This is a genomic window from Aeromonas sp. Y318-3 (assembly GCF_027706185.1).
GTDB classification, from domain to species: domain Bacteria; phylum Pseudomonadota; class Gammaproteobacteria; order Enterobacterales; family Aeromonadaceae; genus Aeromonas; species Aeromonas veronii.
Genome location: NZ_JAPDCN010000009.1, coordinates 183,765 through 207,023 on the forward strand (window position 1 = coordinate 183,765; position 23,259 = coordinate 207,023).

Annotated in this window: 19 protein-coding genes; 9 read left to right on the forward strand and 10 right to left on the reverse strand. The window is 60.9% G+C overall.

Annotated features, from left to right (window positions below):
• The first annotated feature begins 174 nt into the window (after positions 1 to 174).
• Entirely contained in the window at positions 175 to 1,647 is a 1,473-nt protein-coding gene (locus tag OKB77_RS14275; RefSeq protein WP_123172294.1) for a C69 family dipeptidase, read from the forward strand.
• 61 nt (positions 1,648 to 1,708) lie between these two features.
• Here OKB77_RS14275 and OKB77_RS14280 read toward each other — a convergent pair whose 3' ends face one another.
• Genes OKB77_RS14280 through OKB77_RS14290 form a run of 3 tightly spaced genes read right to left on the reverse strand, consistent with a single transcriptional unit; the run spans position 1,709 to position 3,311 of the window.
• On the reverse strand, positions 1,709 to 2,455 hold the full coding sequence (locus OKB77_RS14280) for an SDR family oxidoreductase (RefSeq protein WP_123172293.1): 747 nt from the start codon (positions 2,453 to 2,455) through the stop codon (positions 1,709 to 1,711).
• Between the two features lie 57 nt (positions 2,456 to 2,512).
• Positions 2,513 to 2,758: a DUF3624 family protein gene (locus tag OKB77_RS14285; RefSeq protein WP_040067114.1), complete on the reverse strand. Its 246-nt coding sequence runs from the start codon at positions 2,756 to 2,758 to the stop codon at positions 2,513 to 2,515.
• 31 nt (positions 2,759 to 2,789) lie between these two features.
• On the reverse strand, positions 2,790 to 3,311 hold the full coding sequence (locus OKB77_RS14290; RefSeq protein WP_123172292.1) for a GNAT family N-acetyltransferase: 522 nt from the start codon (positions 3,309 to 3,311) through the stop codon (positions 2,790 to 2,792).
• Between the two features lie 186 nt (positions 3,312 to 3,497).
• Here OKB77_RS14290 and OKB77_RS14295 point away from each other — a divergent pair, with 186 nt between their 5' ends.
• Positions 3,498 to 4,937 (forward strand): RimK family protein, encoded by a 1,440-nt coding sequence (locus OKB77_RS14295; RefSeq protein ID WP_123172291.1) that lies wholly within the window; start codon positions 3,498 to 3,500, stop codon positions 4,935 to 4,937.
• Positions 4,938 to 5,021: 84 nt separating this feature from the next.
• Here the strand turns inward: OKB77_RS14295 and OKB77_RS14300 are convergent, their stop codons facing one another.
• Both OKB77_RS14300 and OKB77_RS14305 read right to left on the reverse strand, forming a co-directional pair.
• Positions 5,022 to 6,650 carry an alpha-amylase family protein gene (locus OKB77_RS14300; RefSeq protein ID WP_123172290.1) on the reverse strand — a complete coding sequence of 543 codons (1,629 nt, stop codon included), beginning with the start codon at positions 6,648 to 6,650 and terminating at the stop codon, positions 5,022 to 5,024.
• Positions 6,651 to 6,759: 109 nt separating this feature from the next.
• Positions 6,760 to 8,727: a TonB-dependent copper receptor gene (locus OKB77_RS14305; protein ID WP_270817865.1), complete on the reverse strand. Its 1,968-nt coding sequence runs from the start codon at positions 8,725 to 8,727 to the stop codon at positions 6,760 to 6,762.
• Here OKB77_RS14305 and OKB77_RS14310 point away from each other — a divergent pair.
• On the forward strand, positions 8,716 to 8,976 hold the full coding sequence (locus tag OKB77_RS14310) for a hypothetical protein (protein ID WP_127006022.1): 261 nt from the start codon (positions 8,716 to 8,718) through the stop codon (positions 8,974 to 8,976). The genes OKB77_RS14305 and OKB77_RS14310 overlap by 12 nt on opposite strands.
• On the opposite strand, the gene OKB77_RS14315 is transcribed toward OKB77_RS14310, so the two are convergent.
• A complete protein-coding gene (locus OKB77_RS14315) occupies positions 8,973 to 9,230 on the reverse strand; it encodes a DUF2442 domain-containing protein (protein WP_270817866.1) in 258 nt (85 codons plus the stop codon). The two genes, OKB77_RS14310 and OKB77_RS14315, sit on opposite strands and share 4 nt — an antisense overlap.
• Positions 9,231 to 9,488: 258 nt before the next feature.
• Here OKB77_RS14315 and OKB77_RS14320 point away from each other — a divergent pair, with 258 nt between their 5' ends.
• Positions 9,489 to 11,453: an LTA synthase family protein gene (locus OKB77_RS14320; RefSeq protein ID WP_270817867.1), complete on the forward strand. Its 1,965-nt coding sequence runs from the start codon at positions 9,489 to 9,491 to the stop codon at positions 11,451 to 11,453.
• A gap of 91 nt (positions 11,454 to 11,544) precedes the next feature.
• Here OKB77_RS14320 and OKB77_RS14325 read toward each other — a convergent pair whose 3' ends face one another.
• Positions 11,545 to 12,015 carry an Lrp/AsnC family transcriptional regulator gene (locus OKB77_RS14325; RefSeq protein WP_005336001.1) on the reverse strand — a complete coding sequence of 157 codons (471 nt, stop codon included), beginning with the start codon at positions 12,013 to 12,015 and terminating at the stop codon, positions 11,545 to 11,547.
• 143 nt (positions 12,016 to 12,158) lie between these two features.
• Between OKB77_RS14325 and OKB77_RS14330 the strand changes: the two genes are divergently transcribed.
• Entirely contained in the window at positions 12,159 to 12,677 is a 519-nt protein-coding gene (locus OKB77_RS14330; protein ID WP_005354972.1) for a cyclin-dependent kinase inhibitor 3 family protein, read from the forward strand.
• Here OKB77_RS14330 and metA read toward each other — a convergent pair whose 3' ends face one another.
• Positions 12,678 to 13,625, reverse strand: coding sequence for a homoserine O-acetyltransferase MetA (gene metA, locus OKB77_RS14335; RefSeq protein ID WP_019446225.1), 948 nt, complete (start codon positions 13,623 to 13,625; stop codon positions 12,678 to 12,680). It abuts the gene before it with no gap.
• A gap of 144 nt (positions 13,626 to 13,769) precedes the next feature.
• Here metA and OKB77_RS14340 point away from each other — a divergent pair, with 144 nt between their 5' ends.
• The 4 genes from OKB77_RS14340 to yidA all read left to right on the forward strand — a co-directional run bounded on the left by OKB77_RS14340 (position 13,770) and on the right by yidA (position 19,058).
• The gene (locus tag OKB77_RS14340; protein ID WP_005336014.1) at positions 13,770 to 15,008 is read left to right on the forward strand and encodes an HD-GYP domain-containing protein; all 1,239 of its coding nucleotides are present in this window, start codon (positions 13,770 to 13,772) and stop codon (positions 15,006 to 15,008) included.
• 53 nt (positions 15,009 to 15,061) lie between these two features.
• The gene (locus OKB77_RS14345) at positions 15,062 to 16,210 is read left to right on the forward strand and encodes a CinA family nicotinamide mononucleotide deamidase-related protein (RefSeq protein ID WP_270817868.1); all 1,149 of its coding nucleotides are present in this window, start codon (positions 15,062 to 15,064) and stop codon (positions 16,208 to 16,210) included.
• 256 nt (positions 16,211 to 16,466) lie between these two features.
• On the forward strand, positions 16,467 to 18,134 hold the full coding sequence (locus tag OKB77_RS14350) for a DUF342 domain-containing protein (protein WP_240533643.1): 1,668 nt from the start codon (positions 16,467 to 16,469) through the stop codon (positions 18,132 to 18,134).
• 114 nt (positions 18,135 to 18,248) lie between these two features.
• Positions 18,249 to 19,058 carry a sugar-phosphatase gene (gene yidA / locus OKB77_RS14355; RefSeq protein WP_005363212.1) on the forward strand — a complete coding sequence of 270 codons (810 nt, stop codon included), beginning with the start codon at positions 18,249 to 18,251 and terminating at the stop codon, positions 19,056 to 19,058.
• A 109-nt stretch (positions 19,059 to 19,167) separates the two neighbouring features.
• Here the strand turns inward: yidA and OKB77_RS14360 are convergent, their stop codons facing one another.
• Complete coding sequence (locus OKB77_RS14360) at positions 19,168 to 22,251, reverse strand: transglycosylase domain-containing protein (RefSeq protein WP_270817869.1); 3,084 nt, start codon at positions 22,249 to 22,251, stop codon at positions 19,168 to 19,170.
• A gap of 208 nt (positions 22,252 to 22,459) precedes the next feature.
• A complete protein-coding gene (gene tmaR, locus OKB77_RS14365; protein ID WP_005336024.1) occupies positions 22,460 to 22,777 on the reverse strand; it encodes a PTS system regulator TmaR in 318 nt (105 codons plus the stop codon).
• Positions 22,778 to 23,259: the final 482 nt, after the last annotated feature.

Consider the following 23,259-nt stretch of genomic DNA (forward strand, 5'->3'; position numbering starts at 1 on the left):
CAATTTTGGCGCACATCACAACCAGCCAGCCGTGTCATGGATGATCTGTTCGAAAAACCAATAACAGGCAGACCAATCTGCCGTGCTCACTCCGCTGCCAGTTCGGAGTTGCAGCCTCCCCACACCTCATCCCCTCGTCTGACTCTCACTCACCGCAACCCTTCGGGTACACCTATGAAAAAACACACCTTGAGTCTTCTCTCTGCCACCCTGCTCACCCTGCTTGGCACCAGTGCCGACGCCTGTACCGGCCTTATTGTCGGCAAGGGAGCCAGCTTGGACGGCAGCGTGATGATCGCCAGAAACGAGGATTTTGGCGTCAACAACTGGAACAAGTACCTCGCCTTCCGGCCCGCGCAGCAGAACGAGGGCAAGGTCTGGAAACTGGGCAACGGGCTGGAAGTGCCGATGCCCAAAGCATTTTTCGCCTACTCCGCCATCCACGACTGGGATGCCACCACCAGCGATCCGGCAGGCAAATATTATGAAGAGCGCGGCATCAACGAGTTCAACGTCGCCATCTCGGCCACCACCAGTGCCGAGGTCAACGACAAGGCCCGGAAAGCCGATCCGCTGATCGAGAAAGGAGTGATTGAAGCCATCATCCCGACCCTGATCCTGCCGCAGGTCAAAACAGCCAAAGAGGGGGTCGAGCTGCTTGGACGCTATGTGGAGCAATATGGCGCCGGTGAGGGCAACAGCCTCTATCTGGCAGATGTGAACGAAGCCTGGCTGATGGAAATTGGCTCCGGCCACCACTGGATTGCGGTGCGGGTACCGGACGACAGCTACGCCATGGTGGCCAACGGTCTGCGCATCCACGGCGTCAATCTCGACAGCGCCGATGTGCTGCACTCGCCCAAGCTGCTGGAGTTCGTGCGCGAGCACAAACTGCTGGATAACGCCGACCCGAAAGAGTTCAACTTCGCCAAGGCGTTCGGAGTGATTGCCGATCCCTACAACGTGGATCGGGAGTGGCTCGGCCAGAACATGCTGACCGCCTCCCACAAACAAGCGACCCGGCAGGCGCAATATCCACTGTTTATGAAGCCGGATGCCCCCATCGCCGTGCCGGACGTGGCCAGGGTGCTGAGCGCCACCTATGACGGCACGTCGCTGGCGGGCAAGGCGGAGCGGCCGATCCGCGTCGATCGCCAGCTGGAATCCCACGTCATCCAACTGCGCAAGGAGATGCCCAAAGAGCTGCAGGGGCTCATCTGGCAGAGCTATGGCGTGCTGGCCGAATCTGTGATGGTGCCGCTCTACAACGCGCTGGAATCCTACCCCCTGCCCTATCGCACCGGTAACGACAGCTACTCCGATGATTCCGCCTACTGGCAGTTCCGCAGCCTGACCGCGCTGGCCAGCGCCGCTCCAGACAAATACCTACCGCTGCTGCGCGGCGTCTGGAGCAAGGAGAGCAGCAAGCTTTACAAGGAGGTGGCATTGCTCGACAAGAGCCTGAAGCAGGCCTACGCCAGCGACAAGGCTACCGCCATCGGGCTGGCCGCCGACTACTCCTATGGCCAGTTGGAGCAGACCTATCAGATGGCCAAAGATCTGCGTTACAAGCTGATGACGGATCTGACCAAGCGCAGCGAGAAGAAGTATTCGGAGGAAGAGTTCAAGAAGATCATGAGCCTGTGACCGGCTCGCCAACGCAAAGAGGCTCCCACGGGAGCCTCTTTTGTTTCAGCCAATGCAGCGATCAGCGACGGCTGATATTGAGCGGGCCGAAGGTCTGGGCCACCGGCATGATCTCGATGCTGTTGATGTTAACGTGGGCCGGTTGCTGGCTCACCCAGAGCACGGTATTGGCGATATCTTCCGGCTGGATCGCCTCCACCCCCTGATAGACGGAGGCCGCCTTGGCATCGTCACCGTGGAAGCGCACGTTGGAGAACTCGGTGCCGCCGCACAGGCCCGGCTCCACGTTGGTGACGCGGATGGCGGTGCCCGCCAGATCGGCGCGCAGGTTGAGGCTGAACTGCTTCACGAACGCCTTGGTGGCGCCGTAGACGTTGCCGCCCGGATAGGGGTAGGTACCCGCGATGGAGCCGATGTTGATGACATGGCCGCGATTGCGCGCCACCATGCCCGGCAGCAGCAAGCGGGTGAGCAGGGTCAGGCCGCTGATGTTGGTGGCAATCATCTGCTCCCAATCTTCCAGATCCGCCTTGTGGGCCGGCTCCAGCCCCAGCGCCAGACCGGCGTTGTTGACCAGCAGATCCACTTCGCTCCACTCGGCTGGCAGAGCGGCGATGGCGGCGCGGGTAGCCGCCTTGTCCTGCACATCAAACGCCAGCGGCAGAAACTGCTCGCCCAGCTCGTCGGCCAGCGCAGCCAGCCGCTCGGCACGGCGACCGGTACCGATCACCTTGTAGCCCGCCTGCACCAGTTGGCGGCTGATGGACTCACCAAAACCGGACGAGGCGCCCGTTACCATTGCAATCATCTGAACCTCCATTATCTCAACCGATATTGTTATTTATGTTGTTGAAACCAATCTGATTTATTCATCGCTCAATTCACGTCCGGTCGCCTTGCGCCAGACAAATACCACCAGATGGAGCAGCAACAGGCCCGAGCCACCCAGCGCAAACAGCAGGCCGGTGAGGGCGTTGACCGAGGTGTCGGCGCCGCACCACCACCAGACCAGCCAGCCACTCAGACCGATGACAAAGGTCTGGATGGCACAGACCGGGCAGCGCCCCAGCTTGGCCCTGATGGCGGTGGCAAGACAGTTGTCGCAGCTCATCCTGCTCCTCGATGTTGCTCGTTCAATATGGTCAGTTGGTCTGCGCAGGCGGCTTGCGCGCCTGAGTGCGAGCCGCTCTGCGCCGCTCACGCTCCTCGTCGCTCACCAGCGGCAGCACCAGCCGGTGGGCGTGCTGGTCGCGGCCATAGTAGTCCGCCAGCCGCTGCCGGGGACGAAACCCCAATCCTTGATAGAGCGCCAGCGCCTCTTCGTTGGCATCCCCCACTTCGAGGCGAATCGCCCCCCAGCCAGCGGCCTTGCCCTCGCAGATCACCTGCTCCAGCAGACGGCGGGCCCAGCCCAGACGGCGCACTGTCCAGCGGATGGCCAGCGCCTGAATGACCAGCCGATCCCAGCCTCTGTGCTCCAGCAGGCAGAGATAGCCCATCAGCTGATGTTTCTCATCCAGCAGCAACAGGGTGCGCCCCTTGGCGTGGGCCAGCAGATAGTGCCAGCGGCTGCGGCCAAAGGCGACTTCGGGAGGAAAACAGTAGCGTTCAAGATTAACGATGGCGCCCAGATCATCGGTTCGGGCCGCACGTACGGTCAACACGGGGAGTCCTTGTTCGGTTATTTATCCTCAGCACCAAAAATGCGACTTGTATCACAAGTTACCAAGGCGTCATATTAGGCACTGTAACCTCTTGTTTCCCCTCGCGCCATTGTCGTGCTTGTCGGTGCATCGAAGCCCACTGGGGATCCTGCCTGTTCAGGCAGTCTGATCTGTGGAGCCGAAAATATGAGTACCTATGTCATCGTCGAAGAGCTGGGCGACTGGCCTTGCCATGCCGATTATCTGCTGACCGCCCGCACCTATCTGCAACATGGCGTGCCGACCACCGGCGGCCGACCCCGCATCATCAACCTCTGCCGCAATCTGGAACACCTTAGCGCAGGCTACTACTGCTCGCTGCTGGCCCAGGCACGCGGCCACCACTGTCTGCCGGGTCTGCAAGCCATCAGCCGACTGCAACCCCTGCAGCCACCGGCCAAGCTGTGGCGCAAGGCGCAGGGATGGCTGGCCCAGCAGAGCGAGGACAGGATCCGGGTACGCGCCATCTTCGGCCAGTGTGAACAGAACGAGCTAGCAGGGCTGGCGCGCTATTACTATGGCCTGAGCCAGTTGCCGCTGCAGGAGCTGACCCTCAAGCGCGGCCGCCACGGCTGGTCGGTACGCCAGCAGCAGAGCCTGTCACCGCTGGAGCTGAGCCCAAGCGAGAAAGAGTTGATGCTGCACCACGCCCAGGCACTGGTGGGGACCGGTGACGAGGAGCAGGCGGCGCCGCTCTACCAGCTCGCCATTCTGGTGGATCCCGATGATGGCCGTGCCAGCAGTGACGGGCTGGCGCTGGAGCGCTTTATCCGGGCTGCCGCCGCCCAGGGCATCCGGGCCGAGATCCTGCCACCGTCAGCCATCGAGCGGCTGCCGGAGTTCGACACCCTCTGGCTGCGTGCCGAAACCGCAGTCGGCCACTACACCTTCGAATTTGCCCACCGTGCCGAACAGCTCAAGATGCCGGTGATCGACAGCTCCCGCGCCATCCTCGCCTGCAGCAACAAGCTCTATCTCTACGAGCTGATGGTGCGCAGCGGCGTGCCCATGCCGCCCACCATGGTGGTGACCCGCCGCGGCCGCCACCATGTGGATGAGCTGGTGCAGCGGCTCGGCCTGCCGCTGATGGTGAAGGTGCCCGACGGGGCGCAGGGACGGGATCTCGCCTTGGCCAGCGACGAGCAACAGCTGGCCCGGCTGCTGGACGAGGGGCTGGGCCGCTCCGCCCTGCTGCTGGTGCAGAGCCGGATCCCCGCCGAGTTCGACTGGCGCATCGGCTTTCTCGACGGCTCGCCGCTGTTCGCCTGTCGCCGCTACCGGCCCGAACCCGGCAAGCGCATCCGCCGCCGCAAGCACCCTCTCGACATGAGCCGGATCGAGGCGCTGCCACTCAACGAGGTGCCGGAACGGGTACTGCAGACCGCTCGCCGCGCAGTGCATCAGCTCGGCAATGGCCTCTACGGGCTCGATTTGCGCCAGCAGGGGCGCGACTGCGTGCTGCTGGAGATCGTCGACAACCCCTGGATCCGCGGCGATATCGAAGACAAGGAGGCGCAGGATCTCTACGAGCGACTGGCCCGCGCCTTCCGCCAGCGGCTGGAAAACCGGGGCCAGAGCACCGCATAACCCCGCCATGCCTTTGTCGCCCACAATGACAGAGAGGGCCCCGCGATGGGGCCCTCTCTCATATCAAAGCGGGCTGTGGCTGACTTATTGCAGACGCAGGAAACGCCCGCTCAAGGGCGGTATCTCCACCGTTACGCTGCTGCCGCCGATAGCCAGACTCTCGCCACTTTGCAGATCCACCAGCGCGCTGCCGCTGCGCAGTTTGCCCGTCGGCAGGTTGTAGCTGAGCGCCGTGGTGGAGAGGTTAAGCAGGTAGACTATCTGCTCTCCCGCCGTCTGCTTGATGTCACCATAGAGACTACCCTCGGCCACCAGTTTGACTCGCTCTCCCTGATAGAGAGCGGGGTGGGCGGCACGCATCGCCAGCAGCTGGGCGAGCCACTCTTTCAGCTCGGCTTGTTCGCTACCCGGCACAAAGCCGGTGACAGCGGGCACCTTGCCGTCGCTGCGGGCCACATGATCGTCGCACAAGCCCTGCGCCGCACAGTCACCACCAACCTTGGCAGCAAAGCCCGGCACCTCATCGCCAAACTCCTCGCCATAGTAGAAGGTGATGGGGCCGGAGCGGGCCGCCATAAAGCTGAAGGCCGCCTTGTGGCGCTGCCAGTACTCGGTCGACTTGAAGTTGCCGCGCTCCAGCAGATCGCCAAAACGCACCAGATCGTGGTTGCCCAGCATCAGATTCGGCATGGCGTGATTCGGGTAGTTCTCCACCTTGTTCCAGCTGGCATCGAGCACGCTGGCCCCCTGCCCGCCCTTGCCGGACTCCTCGACCGCCAGCGCCTGCAGGATGCCGTAGCGCAACGGGAAGTCAAAGGCCGAGGAGAGCGCCGGATTGTCACTGCTGCCGTAAGCCTGGGCGCGAATGTCGTCAGCCCCCTTCCACACCTCGCCCACCATGTAGCCGAGAGTGCCCCACTGCTGACCGGCGACCTTGCGCGCTGCGCTGGCCTGCTCCACCTCGCTGCGAATGGCGCGCCAATCATCCAGCCCAAGCTGATAGGCCTGATCGAGGCGCCAGCCGTCGATACCGTACTGCTCGACCCAGTAGCGGGCCACCTCCTTGAAGTAGGCGAGGCTCTCCGGCTTGCTGTAATCCACCAGCTGGCCGGGATAACCGGCACCGCCGCTGGTGAGGGCTGGCAGACGCCCCTCTGGCGAGGGCTTGCTCACCCCCACCTTGTTGACGTGGCCAAACACCCCGTCGAGGAAGACATAGAGGCCGCGCTGGTGCGCCCCGTCCACCAGCTGTTTGAGCTTGGCATTGCTGCCAAAGTTGGGATCCACGGCAAAAAAGTCGCAGGCGAAGTAGCCGGTGGCATCGAGCTTGTTATCGCCGCCTTGCCCCGCGCAGGAGTCGAACACCGGGGTGAGCCAGATGGCGTTGACGTTGAGACTCTTGATGTGGTCGAGACTGTCGATGATCCCCTGCAGATCGCCGTTGTGCTGGGAGGGGCCATAGCCGACGCCGTAGTTGGCACTGCCGTCACCATCGGCAAACGACTCCACCATTACCTGATAGATGCGCAGGTTGCAGGCGGGTTGATCGTCGCCATAGCAGGCACGACTGGCCGTGGCGACCGGAGGGTGGGTGACCGGCGGATTGACGACGGGGGGAGCGCTCTCCCCACCTGAACTACCGCTGCCGCCGCAAGCCGCAAGTAACAGGGCGGCCCCGAGCAGGCCGCCATAGCGTAACGTTCCCTGTTTCATTGTTATGTTCCCGCTGTGAGAGCAGGCGTCTGATACGCCTGTTTTTCACCATGATAGCGATGCTCACACAGCGGTGTCTGTGACTGAAAACGTTATCTGACTCAACTGGTTAGAGCCCCCCTGCCGAGGCAAAACGGTAGTTGACAGAGAGCCAGTAGGACCGGCCCGGCTCGGGGATGCGGCCGCTCTGCTCATAGCCCAACCCCGCCTGACTGGCGTGCACCGACTTGGAGAGGTGCTCGTAGTAGAAGGTGTCGAACAGGTTGTCCACCCCAGCCGAAAGCTGCCACCCCTTGGCAAACTGCCAGGCGCCGCTCAGGTTCATGGTGAAGAAGCCCGGGGTCTCGCCCTGATCCTGACCGGCGACCGTGCCGGAGCCCACATCCACCCGATCCTGCGCCGCCAGCGCGCGCCCCAGCAGGGTGAAACTCAGCGCTTCGTCCGGCTGCCAGCCCAGCGCCAGTTTGCCATCGAGCGGTGGCATCTGGGCCAGCGGCTTGTTGTCGCTCTGGTTTTCGCCATAGACCACCGCCAGACCACCATCGAGATGCCACTGCTCGGCAAACTGCCAGCGCCCTTCCAACTCGCCACCCCGGGTCTGGGCATCGATATTGCGCACCTTGTTCGACTTGCTGTTGTAGAGCAGGTAGTCCTTGATATCGGCGCTAAAGATAGAGAGGGTCAAGTCCAGTTCGCGGCTACGCAAAGCCAGCCCCGCATCCCACTGGCGACTGCGCTCCGGGTTAAGGGTGAACGGGGTGCTGTCCTTGCTACGCTCCCAGTAGTCCGGCGCCCGCTCCGCCTGCCCCCAGGCCAGATAGCTGGACCAGCGGGGCGACCACTGATACTCGTAGCGGCCAAACCCGCTGTTAAGACTCAGGGTATCGCTGTAGAGGGTCTGTTCACCGGCGCCATAACGGGTGGTCTCGACCCTATCCTGCCGGTAACCACCCTTGTAGCTGTGGGCTCCCTGCTGACGGCCCAGCTCGGCGAAGCCGCCCTGCTGCTCGAAACGCAGGGTGCGCTGGCGATCCTTGGTGGTATAGTCGACCCCACTCCGACTGCGGTGCTGATCCCGGTTGCTGTCGAACCCGGCGGTCAGCAACCAGTCGGCAGGCAGGGCGATGTCGTTGGCCCAGCGCCCGCCGGTATTGCGGCGATCCGGGTTGGAGAGCATCTTCATGCCGCTGTTTGGCCGCAGGCTGAAGTTGTCCATGATGTGGTCGATGTAGTTGTCCCACAGGGTCAGCTCGCTGCGCTGCCAGTGAGTGGTGATCTGCTCCTGCTTGAGCTTCAGCCCGAAGGATTCGCGATCAAACATGGGGCCATCCATGGTGCGGTCCGCATAGGCGGCGCGGGCGTTGCTGCGCTCGGCGGTCAGTTCCAGCCAAGTGTGCTCCCCCGGCGTCCAGCCCAGCTGGGCGGTGCCGTTCTCGCGGCGATAGAAGGAGCGCACCTCGTTGCCGTGACCATCGCGGTAATCGTCGCTGTCGGAGTGGGTGAACTGACCGCGCAGATAGCCGTCGGTCGAGCCCGCCGTCATATCCACCATCTGATCATCACGGCCAAAGCTGCCATAGAGGGCCGAGGCATCGGCCTTGAGGCCCGGTGCGGTGAACTCGGGTCTGTCCCGCTCGAACAGCACGGTTCCCGCCAGCGTAGCCCCCTGCTCCAGGGATTGCGGCCCCTTCAGTACCCGGATCCGGTCAAAGGATTGGGGGAACACATAGGCCGTGGGCGGGTCCATCCGGCCGCCACAACCACCGGCCAGCATGCCGCCATCCATCTGCACGTTGAGGCGGGACATCCCCATCCCCCGCAGCACGGGATCGCCACCGAGCCCCCCTTTGCGCACCATGCTCATGCCGGTGACATTCTTCAGATAACCGGCGCCGTCGGCAGCAGGCATGGGGGAACCGGGCTTCTTGGGATCCAGTGTCACCTCCAGGGTGCTGGCGGGGCGGGTTGCCACCACCACCATGGGATCCAGCTGTTGCACCGGTTCCTGACCGGCAGCGCCGTGACAGGCGAGCCCGCCCACCAGCAGGGCAAGAGGAGTGCGCATATGACAAGCCATACATTTTCCTTATGTATTTGTTTGTTTTGTTATTTTCATTCAACCAACCAAACCTTTCAGCAAGGGAAAGGTTTGCCATCAGGCCGCAAAAAAGGCCTGCGGCGCGAAAGCGGCAAGCCTCTGTCAGGTGAAGCGAAGGCAAGTTGGCAAAATGTTGCGCAGGTTTTACCCAAGTTGGCTCAGAAAGGCAAACGGGCAAACATTCCAGCAACAGGAATCTGGCGTTGGCTCACAAAAAATGGGGATTAGCTGAAGGCTTCCCGCTCATCAATGGGAGAGATGAGGTGATAGACCTCATGAGCGGATAGCGTGCAGCCAACAGGCCACTCCAGCTGGTGGTGACGGTTGATGAAGACCTGGGCGCAGTGACGCTCGCTCTCCAGCTTTGCAAACAGCGGCTGGGTTCGCCAGGGGGTCAGATCCAGCACCCCCGTGGTGCCATCCGATAACACCAGAAACAGGCGCCATCCCCGCACATACTCGACATCGATAAAGACCGGCATCCCTTCGGCTCCGATTGAGATAATTCGCGGCAATTATAAACACCCATCCCCCATCCATACGCGCTTTGGCTCACATTTTATCCAGCAGGTTATGCTGTGCTCATTAAGCGCGCGACATCACATTTTTAGATGATAAATGTGTTAATTCCGGCTTTTAACAAAATTGAATGCAACCTTAACCAGTTCGATCTGTCATAACCTCACAACAAGTAAAAAACGTCTGTGGACAGGCGCTTACAGTCTCATTCAGGAACAAAAATGACAGATCTAAAACAGCGACTCGGCCCGTTCTGGCCCTTCGCCATCTTCTGCGCGCTCGCGCTTTTCTCTCTCTCTTTCAGCCGAATCGCCCTCGGTCTCTGGCAACTGGAACGGGTGGATGCCGTGGCCGGTTGGCAGGAGATGCTGCTGCAAGGGATCCGGGTCGACTTTGCGACCCTCTGCTGGGTCTGGGGTGTCCCCGCCATGCTCACTCTGCTGCTGGCAGGCCCCCATGCCATCGGCCGGGGCTGGCTGCAACTGATGCGCGTCTGGCTGACCGTCGGACTCTGGCTGATGCTGTTCCTCGAGATCTCCACCCCCTCGTTTGTCACCGAGTATGGCGTGCGTCCCAACCGCCTCTATGTGGAGTACCTCATCTATCCAAAAGAGGTGTTCGCCATGCTGTGGGCGGGCCGCAAAGCCGAGCTGCTGCTGGCGGTACTCTTCAGTGGCGCCGTGCTGGCCGGTGGCTGGTGGCTGAGCGGCCGTCTGGTGCGTGGTCTCAGCTTCCCCCGCTGGTATCTGCGTCCGGCCTTCGCCCTGCTCATTCTGGCCATAGGTTTTCTCGGTGCCCGCTCCAGTCTCGGCCACCGCGCCCTGAACCCGGCCATGGTCGCCTTTGCCGAGGATCCGCTGGTCAACTCACTCACCGTCAACTCCGCCTACTCCCTCTTCTTTGCCATCAAACAGATGGGCGCCGAGGAGGATGCCGGCCAGTTTTACGGCGAGATGACACCTCAGAAGGTGCTCGAGGTCATGCGCAAGGAGAGTGGCCGTCCGGCCAGTGATTTCAACTCCGATCTGCTGCCCAGCCAGACCTTCAACCAGGCGAGCTTCCGGGGTAAACCGAAGAATCTGGTGATCCTGTTGCAGGAGAGCCTGGGCGCCCAGTTTGTCGGCTCCCTCGGCGGCCTGCCGCTTACCCCCAACATCGACGCCCTGTCGCAGCAGGGCTGGGCCTTCGAGCAGCTCTACGCCACCGGCACCCGCTCGGTGCGCGGTATCGAGGCAGTACTGACCGGCTTCACGCCGACCCCGGCACAGGCGGTGGTCAAACTCGGCAAGAGCCAGACCAACTTCTTCACCATCGCGGATCTGCTCAAACAGCGGGGTTACGACACCAGCTTTATTTATGGCGGCGAGAGTCACTTCGACAACATGCGCAGCTTCTTCCTCGGCAACGGCTTCACCACCATCGTCGAGCAGAAGGATTTCGACAATCCGGTGTTCAAGGGCTCCTGGGGCGCCTCCGACGAGGATCTGATGGCCAAGGCCGACGAGACCTTCAAGGCACTGCACAAGGAGGGTAAGCCCTTCTTCAGTCTGGTGTTCAGCTCCAGCAACCACGATCCGTTCGAATTCCCGGACAACCGCATCGAACTCTTCGAGCAACCCAAGCAGACCCGCAACAACGCGGCCAAGTATGCGGATTACGCCATCGGCGAGTTTTTCAAGAGGGCGAAACAGTCCGAATACTGGAAGGACACCCTGTTCTTGGTCATCGCCGATCACGACAGCCGGGTCGGTGGCGCCAGTCTGGTGCCCATCCCCCGCTTCCATATTCCGGGGGTTATCGTGGGCGACGGTATTGCACCGAGAAAGGATCCGCGCATCGTCAGCCAGATCGACATGGCGCCGACCCTGCTCTCCCTGATGGGGATCAGTGCCGACTACCCCATGCTCGGCAAGGATCTGACCCGCATGCCCGCCGACTGGCCGGGGCGCGCCATCATGCAGTACGACAAGAACTTTGCCCTGATGCGCGGCAAGGATGTGGTGATCCTGCAACCGGAGCGGGCGGCAGAGGGCTATGTCTACGACAATGCCAGCGAGAAGCTGACTCTGGCGGCGCAGCCGGACGCCTTGAAGGAGGATGCCCTCGGTCTTGCCCTGTGGGGCAGCATGGCCTATCAGAAGAGTCTCTATCAGACGGCCAAGGATGAACGCACCGCCGCCAATTGAGCACCCCGTGCAGATTCAACCCATAGCAGAATAGAAAAAACCGCCAGCTGGCGGTTTTTTCTATCTATTCATACTGTCGGCCCACTGGCCGTTATGGCTGGGGAAAGCAGGGCAGGGAGCGGCTGAACTTGTGCTCGAATACCAGCGAGGTTTCGAGGTGCACCACCTCCTCGCGGGAGGTGAAGTGATCGAAGACGAAGTTGCGCAGGTGCTCGGTATCAGAGACACAGAGGTGCACCAGAAAATCATCCTTGCCCCCCATGTGGAACAGACTGATCACTTCGGGCAGCGCCAGAATGGCATCGCGGAAGGCATCGATGATCTGGCGGCTGTGGCGGGCCAGCTGCAGGGAGACCATGGCCTGAATGTGGCCACCGAGGGCCTGATAATCCACTTCGCAGTGCGCCCCCTTGAGCACGCCATCCTGCTGCAGCTTACGCACCCGCTCCAGACAGGTGGAGGGGGCAACGCCCACCAGCGCGGCCAGATCCTTGTTGGTCATGCCCGCATCCCGAAACAGATGGGCCAGGATATCCAAATCCAGTTGATCCAGGTTTCTCATCTTAACTCCTTGAACCGCTCATTTTTTTAGACTCTGCCCGTAAACCGGGGCAAACACAACGGCCATTGACATCCCCCCTGCCCCGCCTATCCTTGGCGCCATTCACCGGCCGCAGCCCTGCGGCCACCACGCGAGGATCCGCCATGCACCCGTATCACCCCTTCTGGAGCCTTGAGGTTCCCCGTGTCGACGGTCAGCTGCTGCTGACCCCCTGCCCCGGCACCCAGCAGGTGCCGCTGACCCTGGCGCTCGATCAACTGCGGTTGGCCGGTGCCCACGGGGTGGTGACCCTGATGACAAGCGCCGAGTTGATCCGACTCGAACTGGCGCAGCTCGGCCAGCAGGTCGAACACGAAGGGATGCGCTGGTTCCATCTGCCCATCGAGGATGATCTGGCCCCCGACACCGACTTCGAGGCTGCCTGGCAACAGGCGCTGCCACAGCTGCGCGAGCTGCTGGGGGATGGCAAACATCTGGTCATCCACTGCAAAGGGGGAAGCGGTCGTACCGGTCTGGTCGCCGCCGCGCTGCTGATGACCCTCGGCCAGCCACAGCAAGAGGCGATGGCCGCCATCAAGGCCCACAGACCCAAGGCGTTTACCCTGGCCTGCCACCGCCAATGGCTCGACCAGCTGGCCAAGAGGCTGGCGCAGGGCGACTGACTATTTGCCTCCCTGGTCGTAGGTAAAGACCTTGCCGATATCCTCCACCCGATAGCTGGTGAGCTGATAGACGTAGTAGTTGAGCCAGTTGGCAAACAGCAGATGACCGTGGCTGCGCCAGCTGGCGCGCGGGGTCTTGCCCGGATCATTATTCGGGTAGTAGTTGACCGGAATGGCCGGGTCGAGCCCTGCCGCCAGATCCCGCTGATACTCCCCGTCCAGCGTCAGGGCATCGTACTCCGGGTGCCCGGTGACAAACACCTGACGACAATCCTTGGTCGCCGCCAGATAGACCCCCGCCTCTTCTGACTCGGCAAAAATCTGCAAGTCGGTCTGGGCACGGATCAGATCGCCATCAAACGCCGCGTAACGGGAGTGGGGGGCGACAAACTCGTCATCGAAACCGCGCAGCAGCGGCTCGTGCTCATCGAGGCGATGGTGGCGGTAAACCCCGGAGAGCTTCTCGCCGTGGGTCTGTTTCTCCATGCCATACAAAGCTTTCAGCGCCGCCTGTACCGCCCAGCAGAGGAACAGGGTAGAGGTGACATGCTGATGGGACCACTCGATGATCTCGACGATACGCGGCCAGTAGACCACCTCCTCGAACTCCACCAGCCCGAGCGGCGCCCCTGTGATGATCATGCCGTCGTAGTTATTGCCACGCACCTGCTCGAAGTCGTGATAGAAGTTCTCCAGATGGGCCTGCGGCGTGTTCTTTGACTCCCTGTCATCGATGCGCAGCAGATCCACATCCACCTGCAGCGGCGAGTTGGAGAGCATCCGCATCAGCTGGATCTCGGTCTCAATCTTCTTTGGCATCAGGTTGAGGATGAGCACCCGCAGCGGGCGGATGTTCTGGGTGACGGCCCGGGATTCCGTCATCACGAAGATATTCTCCTGCCCCAGCACTTCGGCGGCGGGTAACTGATCCGGGATCTTGATCGGCATGCTTACTCCCTGTACTGCATCGGTAAATATGTCTGGACATCCAGAAGCCTATAATAAAGCTCCAGCCCTGTCATCAGATACCTTTTGTATTCACCCCCGCCTTTGACTAGCATACGGCTCAGTGTGTCTCCTGCTTCCAAGATAATGACCGGTATCAAGATTTCCGTAGATCGACTGCAAGTCGGCAACTATGTATCCCTGCCACTGGGGTGGCGCGAACACCCGTTCCTGTTTTCCAGCTTCAAGATCAAAAGTGAAGAAGAGATCGAGCTGATCCGCCGTCTCGGCCTGAAACTGGTCACCATCATTCCCGACAAGAGCGACGTTCCGCCCAAGCCCCTCAATCAGGTACAGCCTCAGCAACAAGAGAGCGCAGACGCCGCCCAGCGCCAGGCCCAGATGCAGCAGGAGAAGGATCGCCGCATCGAGCAGTTGCAACTCTATCGCCGCAACCTGCAGCAGTGCGAGAAGCAGTTCCAGCAGTCGCTGGCGCAGGTGCGCAGCGTGATGAGCAAGATCCAGTCCCGCCCCCTCAATGCCATCGGCGAGGCGCAGGAGCTGGTCAATGCCATGACCGAGCAACTGCTCTCGGTGGACGAAATGGTGCTGCACCTGGTCTCCGACAGCGAGGATGGCAACAACCTCTACTTCCACTCCCTCAATGTGAGCGTGCTCAGCATGCTGCTGGCCAAGGAGTGTTGCATGACGGCCGACGAGATCCGTCAGGTCGGCATGGGGGCCCTATTCCACGACATCGGTAAATTGAAGATCCCGAGCCAGATCCTGCGCAAGACCGAGCCGCTGACCAAGCCGGAGCAGAATCTGATGGCCCAGCACCCGCGCTACGGGCTGGATCTGCTCAATCTGGCCAAGGATTTCCCGGCCGAGGCGAAGGGGATCGTGCTCCATCACCACGAATATCTCGATGGCAGCGGGCCGGAAGGGCTCAAGGGTGGCCAGCTCGATCCGCTGACCCAGATGGTGTCGCTGATCAACGAGTACGATAACCTCTGCCACATGCAGGCCAAGGTGCCCTACTCGGCCCTGAGCGGCCTCTACAAGCAGCGCAAGGCGCAGTTCAATCCGGAGTACCTCAGCATGCTGATCCGGTTGATGGGGATCTACCCCCCCGGCAGCGTGGTGCAACTCTCCAACGGTCAGGTGGGGCTGGTGATGTCGGTCAACGCTTCCCGCCTGCTCTACCCCTCGGTGCTGGTCTACGATCCGCGCATTCCCCGTCAGGAAGCCGCCATCATCGACCTGCAGCAAGCCGAACTGTCAATCGCCAAGGTGATCCACCCCAAACGGCTGCCGCCCGCCGTGTTCGAGTACCTCAATCCGCGTACCCGGATCAGCTACTACTTCGAGCACAACAAAGCCTGATTGTGTTGGCCCGAGGCCAACCATTGCCACCCGTTTAATCCAAGGAGCCTGCCATGCGTATCGAGATCATCAGTACCGGAGACGAAATAGTGACGGGTCTGGTGGTGGATACCAACGCGGCCTGGCTCAGCGCTCTGGTGCTGGAACAGGGGTGGCAGGTGCGCCGTCGCCTGACGGTAGGGGACAACCTCACCGACCTGAAAACGGTGCTGCAAGAGAGTGCCAGCCGCGCCGAGGTGGTGCTGGTGTGTGGCGGGCTCGGGCCCACTGCCGACGACCTCACTGCTCAGGCGGCAGCTGAAGCCTTTGAACAGCCGCTCACCCTCTTCCCCAACTGGCTTGCTACCATCACGGCCCGCTACGCCAGCCGTGGTCGCCCCATGGCACAAAGCAATGCCAAACAGGCCTGGTTGCCACAGGGGAGCGAAATCCTCGACAACCCGGTCGGCACCGCCTGCGGCTTTGTGGTGCGAAGTGGCCAGAGCCAGCTCTTCTTCACCCCGGGCGTGCCGTTCGAGTTCAAACAGATGGTGCGCGAGCAAATTCTGCCGCGCCTCAAACAGCTGGCCGGGGCGCAGATCGACACCGAGCTGCGTCGCTTTTACACCTTCGGCATCTCGGAATCCGCCCTCAGCGATATGCTGGATGCCGAACCCTGGCCAGCTGGTATTGAGCTGGGTTACCGCTCCTCCATGCCCCTTATCGAGCTGAAACTGATCGGCCACGGCGCCAGTACCGCTGACATGGAGAGTGCCGAGCGCCGACTGCTGGATACGATCCGTCCCTGGCTGGTTGGCAGCGGAGATACGGAACCGGCGCAGCAGATCCTTGCGCTGCTGCAAGACAAACCGCTGACTCTGCTGGAGGGGGAGAGTGGAGGTGCGCTGCTGGCGCTTTGTCACGGCCATCCCAGGCTGGAGGCCAACTTCAGCGCGCAACTGGCCGATGAGCTGGCGCAACTGCCGACAACCGATGCGGGCCTGCAACTGACCATAGGGCGAGAGGGCGCAGAGGGGGTACCACTGCTGCTCAGCGCCGATGGCATGCACATCGGTCAGACGGTCAAGGTCAGCCACCCCGACCCGGAGAGTCGCCGCAAGATCCTCGCCTTTGCCGCCCTCGACATGCTGCGCCGCCATATGCTGGGTGAGCCGGTGCTTGGCGATTACCTCACCCTGGCCAGAACAGCCCAGCGCAGCTGATAAGAACCGCCATTCCCCTGCCAGCGACCCTATGTCGCTGGCGCTGCGATCCGTCTTTTCACTCCGTTTCCAAACAGCGCCCACATTTATCTGGCCGCCATCACCGATTTGACTTCAATTCATTGACCATTCAGAGGAAATATCTGAATACTGCCCACTCTCAGGGTTGGCGACTCGCTTTATTAATTCATTGAGAGATTAAATGACAGTAGAGGAGCGAGCCGATCGCTCCGTTCTCATCCAGCAAGGAGATGCGGTGTTAAGCAAAGAGTGGTTGCTGCTATCAAGCGATATGGAACTGGTCTGCCTGCGGATTGCCGCCGGTCTCACCAAACCTGTCACGGAACAGGATGTGCAGGCTCTGCTGCTCGCTTCCAACTGTCGCCGCTATCAGCCGCTGCCCGAGGGGATCAAACAGGCCATCAGCCTGCTTAATACCCTGCTCACCAACCCTGCCGCCCCCGTCCCCGCCAACCCCATCCCTGTCGGCAAGCGTCAGGATGCCCGACTCGCCGTAATCGTGGAGAAGGATCGCATGAGCGCCATCGCCCAGATCACTGCCGACTGGGGTGGCAAGTATGTGACGCTGGAACAGCTGAAAGAGGCGATCGCCATCAGCGAAATCAAACAGGGGGTGAGTGAGCAACTGCTCACCGCTGCCATCCAGTCAGCCAAGGAGGCCGCCCCCGGCAGTCAGCTCAAGCTGGTGATTGCCAACGGCCAGCCTGCCGTCAATGGTCAGGACACTCGCTATGAGCGGTTGGTGGAGACCCCGGCCGAACGGATCCTCAAACCGCAGGAGCTGGGTCATGGCAAGGTCGACCTGCGGGATCTCGGCTCCATCGTCACCGTCAAGGCAGGCGCTCCGCTGATGCGCCGTCATCCGGCCACCGTCGGGGTACCCGGTTTTACCGTGACCGGTCAGGACCTGCCCGCCAAGGATGGCAAAGACAGTCCGATGAGTGCTGGTGAGGGCACCTTCATCTCCCCCGACGATCCCGACCTGCTGATTGCCGGTCGGGCGGGCCTGCCCTGTCAGGAGAAAGCGGGCATGAAGGTGGACGAGGTGCTCAGCGTCAAACAGGTGGATGCCCGCCACGGTCACATTGATTTTGAAGGGGGCTTAATCGTCAGCGGCGACGTCAACCCGGGCATGAAGATCCGGGTCAGCGGTGACATCGTCATCGGCGGCTTTATCGAAGGGGGCTGGATCGAGGCGGGGGGCAGCATTACGGTACGCCACGGCATCATTGGCCGCCGCAACGAGCAGGGAGAGTACCTTTGCCAGCTCAATGCACAAGGGGAAATCCACGCCAGCTACGCCCAGTATGCCCAGCTGGAAGCGGGGGGGGATATCCAGATCCAGAGCCAGCTCAGCCACTGCTACTCCCGCAGCGGACAAGATATCAAGGTAGGCGATAGCAACATGCGCAAAGGCACTCTGCTGGGGGGTACCAGCATTGCCAATCGCCTGATCATGGCTCCCAGCCTGGGGGCCGAGGCCGCCAACCATACCCGGCTGCAGATCCTTGGCGGCTACTTCACCCACAAGGAGCAGGAACACCAGCTCAAGCTGCGCCAGCAGGCGTGTCAGGCCCAGCTGGAGAAAATCAAGGAGCTGGTCATGAAGTTGCTGCAACTGCCCGGCGACAAGCGCAATCCGGATACCCTGCGCAAGCTCAAACCGATCCGGGACCATCAGCTGGCCGAACTGGCCCAGCTCGATGAGCAGCTCACCGCCAACCAGGAGGAGCTGCGAAACTTGATGGCTCAGATGGAGGTCATTGCCACCCAGCACCTCTACTCCGGCATCGAGGTCGAGATGGCCAGCTTAAAACGCAAGGTTACCATCACCCGAGGCCCTACCCGTCTGACCATCCATGATGAAACCCTCGAGATGACCCCTTACGAGGGGCACAAATAGATCAACCGGCACGGCCGCATCGCTGAACCGGCCGTGATCCCGCCGCCGATTTTCGCTACACTCGCCACTTCCTTGGCCCCACCGGGCGGGCCACCCAGACTCAGGTAGTGAGAGATGTACAAGCTGATCGCATTGGATATGGATGGCACCCTGCTCAACCCGCAGGGCCAGATTACTCCCCGCACCCACGCCGCCATCAGCGCCGCGCGCGCCAAAGGGGTCACCGTTGTGCTGGCCTCCGGCCGCCCGCTGGAAGGGATGAGCCGCTATCTGGAAGAGCTCGGCCTCACCACAGAGCATGACTACGTCATCTGCTACAACGGCGCCCTGGTGCAGCAGGTGGCCGATCAGCGCATCATCCGCAGCCAGCTGCTGACCGGCAGTGACGCCAGCGCCGTCGCCAAACTGGCTGATGAGCTGGAGGTGAACGTTCACGGTTTCTCGGTCACCCAGGGCCTCATCAGTCCCCGTGTCAGCACCTACACCGAGCACGAATCCCGCCTGATCGGCATGCCGATCAATCTGATCGACTTCGCCACCCTGCCTGCCGACGAGCAGATCATGAAGGTGATGATGATCGATGAGCCGCCCCAGCTCTCCCGCGCCATCGAGCGACTGCCTGCAGAGCTCTATGAGCGCTATACCGTGGTACAGAGCGCCCCCTTCTTCCTCGAGTTCATGAACAAGCAGAGCAACAAGGGAACAGGTGTGGCCGCACTGGCCGAGCACTTGGGCCTGACCGCCGATCAGGTGATCTGCGTCGGGGATGCGGGCAACGATCGCCACATGATCGAGTACGCGGGTCTCGGGGTTGCAATGGGCAATGCCACCGACGAGATCAAGGCTCTCGCCCAGCACACCACTGCCCGCAACGATGAAGATGGCGTGGCTCAGGTGATCGAGCAGTTCGTACTGAACGCCTGATCGCAATCGAGCGCCGCTGCGTCCGATAAGGAAATAAAAACGGGGAGGCTGTCGGCCTCCCCGTTTTTTCTGGTCAGTTATCTGCGTGATGAGCGGTAATTCGCTCGCATCAATGGTTCGCCAGACACTGGGTATGGGAGCCCGGTTGCAGGTAAGGCGTCAGCAGGGGAGCCATTCCCTTGAGCACCTGCACCGGCAGCGCCGAGGTGAAGCGGAACTTGTCAGACTGGCTACCCGGTACATAGGCGGTCAGGGTACCGAAGTGATCCTCACCCAGATAGAAAACGAAGGTCGCGGTGCGGTTGCGCGCCAGTGAGCTGGTCACGTTGCCATAACGACCAACAGTTTCAATCCGGTTATCCCCGGTCCCGGTCTTGCCCCCCATCTGCAGCACAGTGCCGTCCGGCAGGGTAAAGGCACCGGCGATACGTCTTGCCGTACCCCCTTCAACCACTTTGGAGAGCGCACTGCGCAGGGCGGCAGCCACCTCTGCCGGCATCACCCGGGTGCCCTCGGAGTGCTGCGGCTCAAACTCGGTCTCGAAGGGCGTCCCCTTGGCGAACGAGAGGTGCTCGATACGCAGGGTTGGCGAGCGGATACCGCCATTCTGGATAATCCCCATCAGCTCAGCCAGCGCTGCCGGGCGATCGCCGGAGCTGCCCAAGGCGGTCGCCAGCGAAGGCACCAGATGGTCGAACGGGTAACCGAGCTTGGCCCAGCGCTGATGGATATCGAGGAACGCTTCCACCTCCAGCATGGTGCGGATCCGGCTGTCACGGGCACTGCGATGACGGGTCTTGAACAGCCAGCTGTAGACCTCCTGCCGCTCGTCACGACTGGCCGCCACCGCGTCGGCAAAGGTCGCCTTGTCGAACTCCTTGAGATAGGCCAGCAACCACAGCTCCAGCGGGTGAACCCGGGCGATGTAGCCCTGATCCGGCAGTGAATACTTGCCCGGTCCATAGCTCACATAGAGCTGATTGACACGTTTCGCACTCAGCTTCTCCCGCGGCAGCCGCTCCGCCAGGAAGGCAGCAAATGAGGCTTCGCTGGCTTCCGGCATCAGGTAGCGGTGAACCGCCGCCAGACGTACCGCACTCGGCTTGAGACCGTCAAGAAAGGTATCGAGCTGCTCCTCGGGGGTCTTGCCGCGATATTTGCGCCAGAAGCGCAGCAGATAGGTCTGGCCCTCTTTGTCGGCAAATTTGGCCAGATACTCCTGACGGCGGGGATCCTTGTCATCCTTCAGCAACTGGGCACGGTTGCCCTCCTTGTAGAGACTGTAGCGCACGATATCGCGCATCAACCGTACAAAGGGCAAGTTAATCGACTCACGCAGAGAGTCACGCAACGTCGGAATACGATTGTTATCCTCGCGGCGGAAGTTGTTGAAGGTGTGCATGCCGCCACCGGTAAAGAACCCTTCGTTGGGGCTGGCGGAGTATTTGCGATCCAGCGCCGCTTCCAGCATCACAGGCAGGCTCTTGTCCTGAGCCGTCATCAGATAGGAGATGGCCCAACGGCTGAGGTTGTCCTGAGAGACGGCAGCCAATTTACGCAGATTCTCGACCGGCATCCCGGCATAGTTGTCGTGCAGCTCGGCCACAATCTCCAGATAGGTGGTCAGCACCCGCAACTTGGCGGTTGAGCCCAACTCCAGCTTGGAACCTTCGTTGATATCGAACGGCTGATCGGTGTTGTCGGTCTGTACCCGCACCTTGAACCCTTCCGGCGACTTCTCGAACAGGGTGAAGCTGTAGCGCACATCGCCCGTCTTCTCAGGCGAGAGCAGGCGCTCACCAAACAGCCCTACCTGGGCGGCAAACGTCGGGTCGGCCAGCTGTTGCAGATAACGGGAGATTTCGTTCTGCAGCGGCATGTTGAGGCTGGTATCGGCAGTCAGGTCCATCCGATCGAGGTCATAGAGCTGCACCCCGAGCTGGCGGCTCAGGCGAGTACGGGCAACTTGCAACCCCTTGTTATTGTTCACCCGGGTGATAGCCGGGGACTGCAGGAAGTCACGGAACGTAATCTTGGCCTTGAGCGCCGCCTCCATCAGAGATGGCGTGATCATCCCCTCCTGCACAAACAGGCGCAGGTAGCTGTCGGTCAGGGTAGCCAATGCCTCTCGCCCTTGAGCCAGATAGTAAGAGGGACGGCGGTGCGCAATCATCAGCGAGACAACCTGACGCAGGGCAAGTCCCTGTTCGGCCAGCGGCGCATTCTGGTTGCGGGCGGGATCCAGCAGACGGTTCACGTCATCGACGTTGGCACCAAACCAGACCCAGAGACCATCTCCCAAACCATGCACCTCACCATATCCCGGCGCAGCCGAGAGCGGCACCGAGTTGAGATAGGCCCAGGCGACCAGTTTGCGCGCTTCGAGGGTTTCCGGCCCGAGACGATAGGCCCGCACGCTGGCAGAGGCCATCTGACGGATCTTCTCGGTCGGCGACAGGGTCAGGCCATCCGGCGAGTGGCGATACTTCTCCACCTGGGTCGCCAGGGTACTGCCACCGGCAGATTGATCCTGCATATCGAGCGCCTTGCCCACCTGGGAGAGCGCCGCCTTGGCAAAACGGGGCCAGTCGACCGCCGGGTTGGCCAACGGCTCTTCATTGCTCAGCAAGTCGCGGTTCTCGATAAACAGCAGCGACTGGATGACGAGCGGCGGAATGGAGTCAAAATCCGGATAGTGATGGGTCGGATACTTGAATTGATAGAAGGGCTCGGCGCGGCAATCGTGCAGCGTCAGCCCGGCCTGTACCTTCTCGGTATAGGGCACGAAGAAGCCACGACTGGCGTAGTCATAGAGTGCGTCGGAAAAATGCACCTGCTTGCTGACTTCATAACCCCGTTGCAGCAGACGCTCCTGCATCATCGGCAGTTGCACATAGCCGAGCCGCTTGTCGAACGGGCCATCCTCAGGGAAGGCGATCTGTTTGCTCTGGCCTGGCTCGACCTGATAGGTGAGCTTGGCAGCATAGCGGGAGATCTCCTGAGATTGCAGCTTCGAGGTTTTCATCTCATAGCCAACCAGAGCGATCACCGCCCCCAGGCACAATAAAAAGAGAAAACAGAACAGCCAACGCCACCAGGGACGACGCTTGCGCTTTGGGTTCCCGTCCGAGGTCTGGACAGATGAATCGTGAGATGCCACTTGTGTCAAATCCGTCTGTTCTGATGCGCCCATATCAGCCCCACCATGGTTGCGCAATTTATTGTGTTTCACTCAAGCTTAGTCTTTTCAAGTCAATGGCTTGAAACTATTGACCGCTTTGTAGTGATGGTAACAGGGCAATTCTAAAAAGGGGAGCCGATTGTTGCAGGAGTGGCAGAGATCCGAGCTGATAACAAAACACCGGCCAGTGGCCGGTGTCTCTTAAGCGAAAGCTGAACGCTTATTTGTGAGAGCTCATGCCCTTCAGCTTGGTGCTCAGCTCTTTACGCTCTTTGGAGAGCTCGGCGTTCTTGATGATGTGGTCATCCACGCGCTCTTCATAGTCGGCACGCATGTTGGCGATGATCGCCTGTACATCATCAATGCTCATGCCCGGCTTGATGTAGTCGCTCAGGTTGTCGAGCAGCAGTACGCGCTTCTGGTTGTCACGGATCTTCTTTTCGTTATCCGCAATTTCACGCTTGAGTTTGTTCTGGCGACGGGACATACGCACATATTCCAGTACATCGCTGAAGGTGGACTTGTTTACTTGTTCCATATCGATACCACTGACTTAAGGTTGATAAAAACTGGCCAAGTTACACCTGGAACCCGGCAAACTCGGCACGGGACAGGCAAACTCAAGATGCCCTTACTCTACCGAGTTATAAGCGAGATACAACCCTAATCGCGCACCATGAACAGAGTTTGGCCAAAAGTAAACCAGTTAAAATGGCCAGCAATCCATCAGATAAGATCTTGATATAGATAGAAAATGGAGGAGATGACAGGGTTTTAGTTCTCTTCCTCTAGATAAATGCTAACACTGGCTGTTTAACACGCTAAAAACACCAACGCGCGGTCGTGAGACTGGGCTTTTGTACTCGTTCTTGCGTACAAATCTGTGGGACTTATGGGCAAGATCGCACATAGCAAAAAGGCCTTCCCATCAGGGAAGGCCTTAAAATTAGTGGCGGAGCGGACGGGACTCGAACCCGCGACCCCCGGCGTGACAGGCCGGTATTCTAACCGACTGAACTA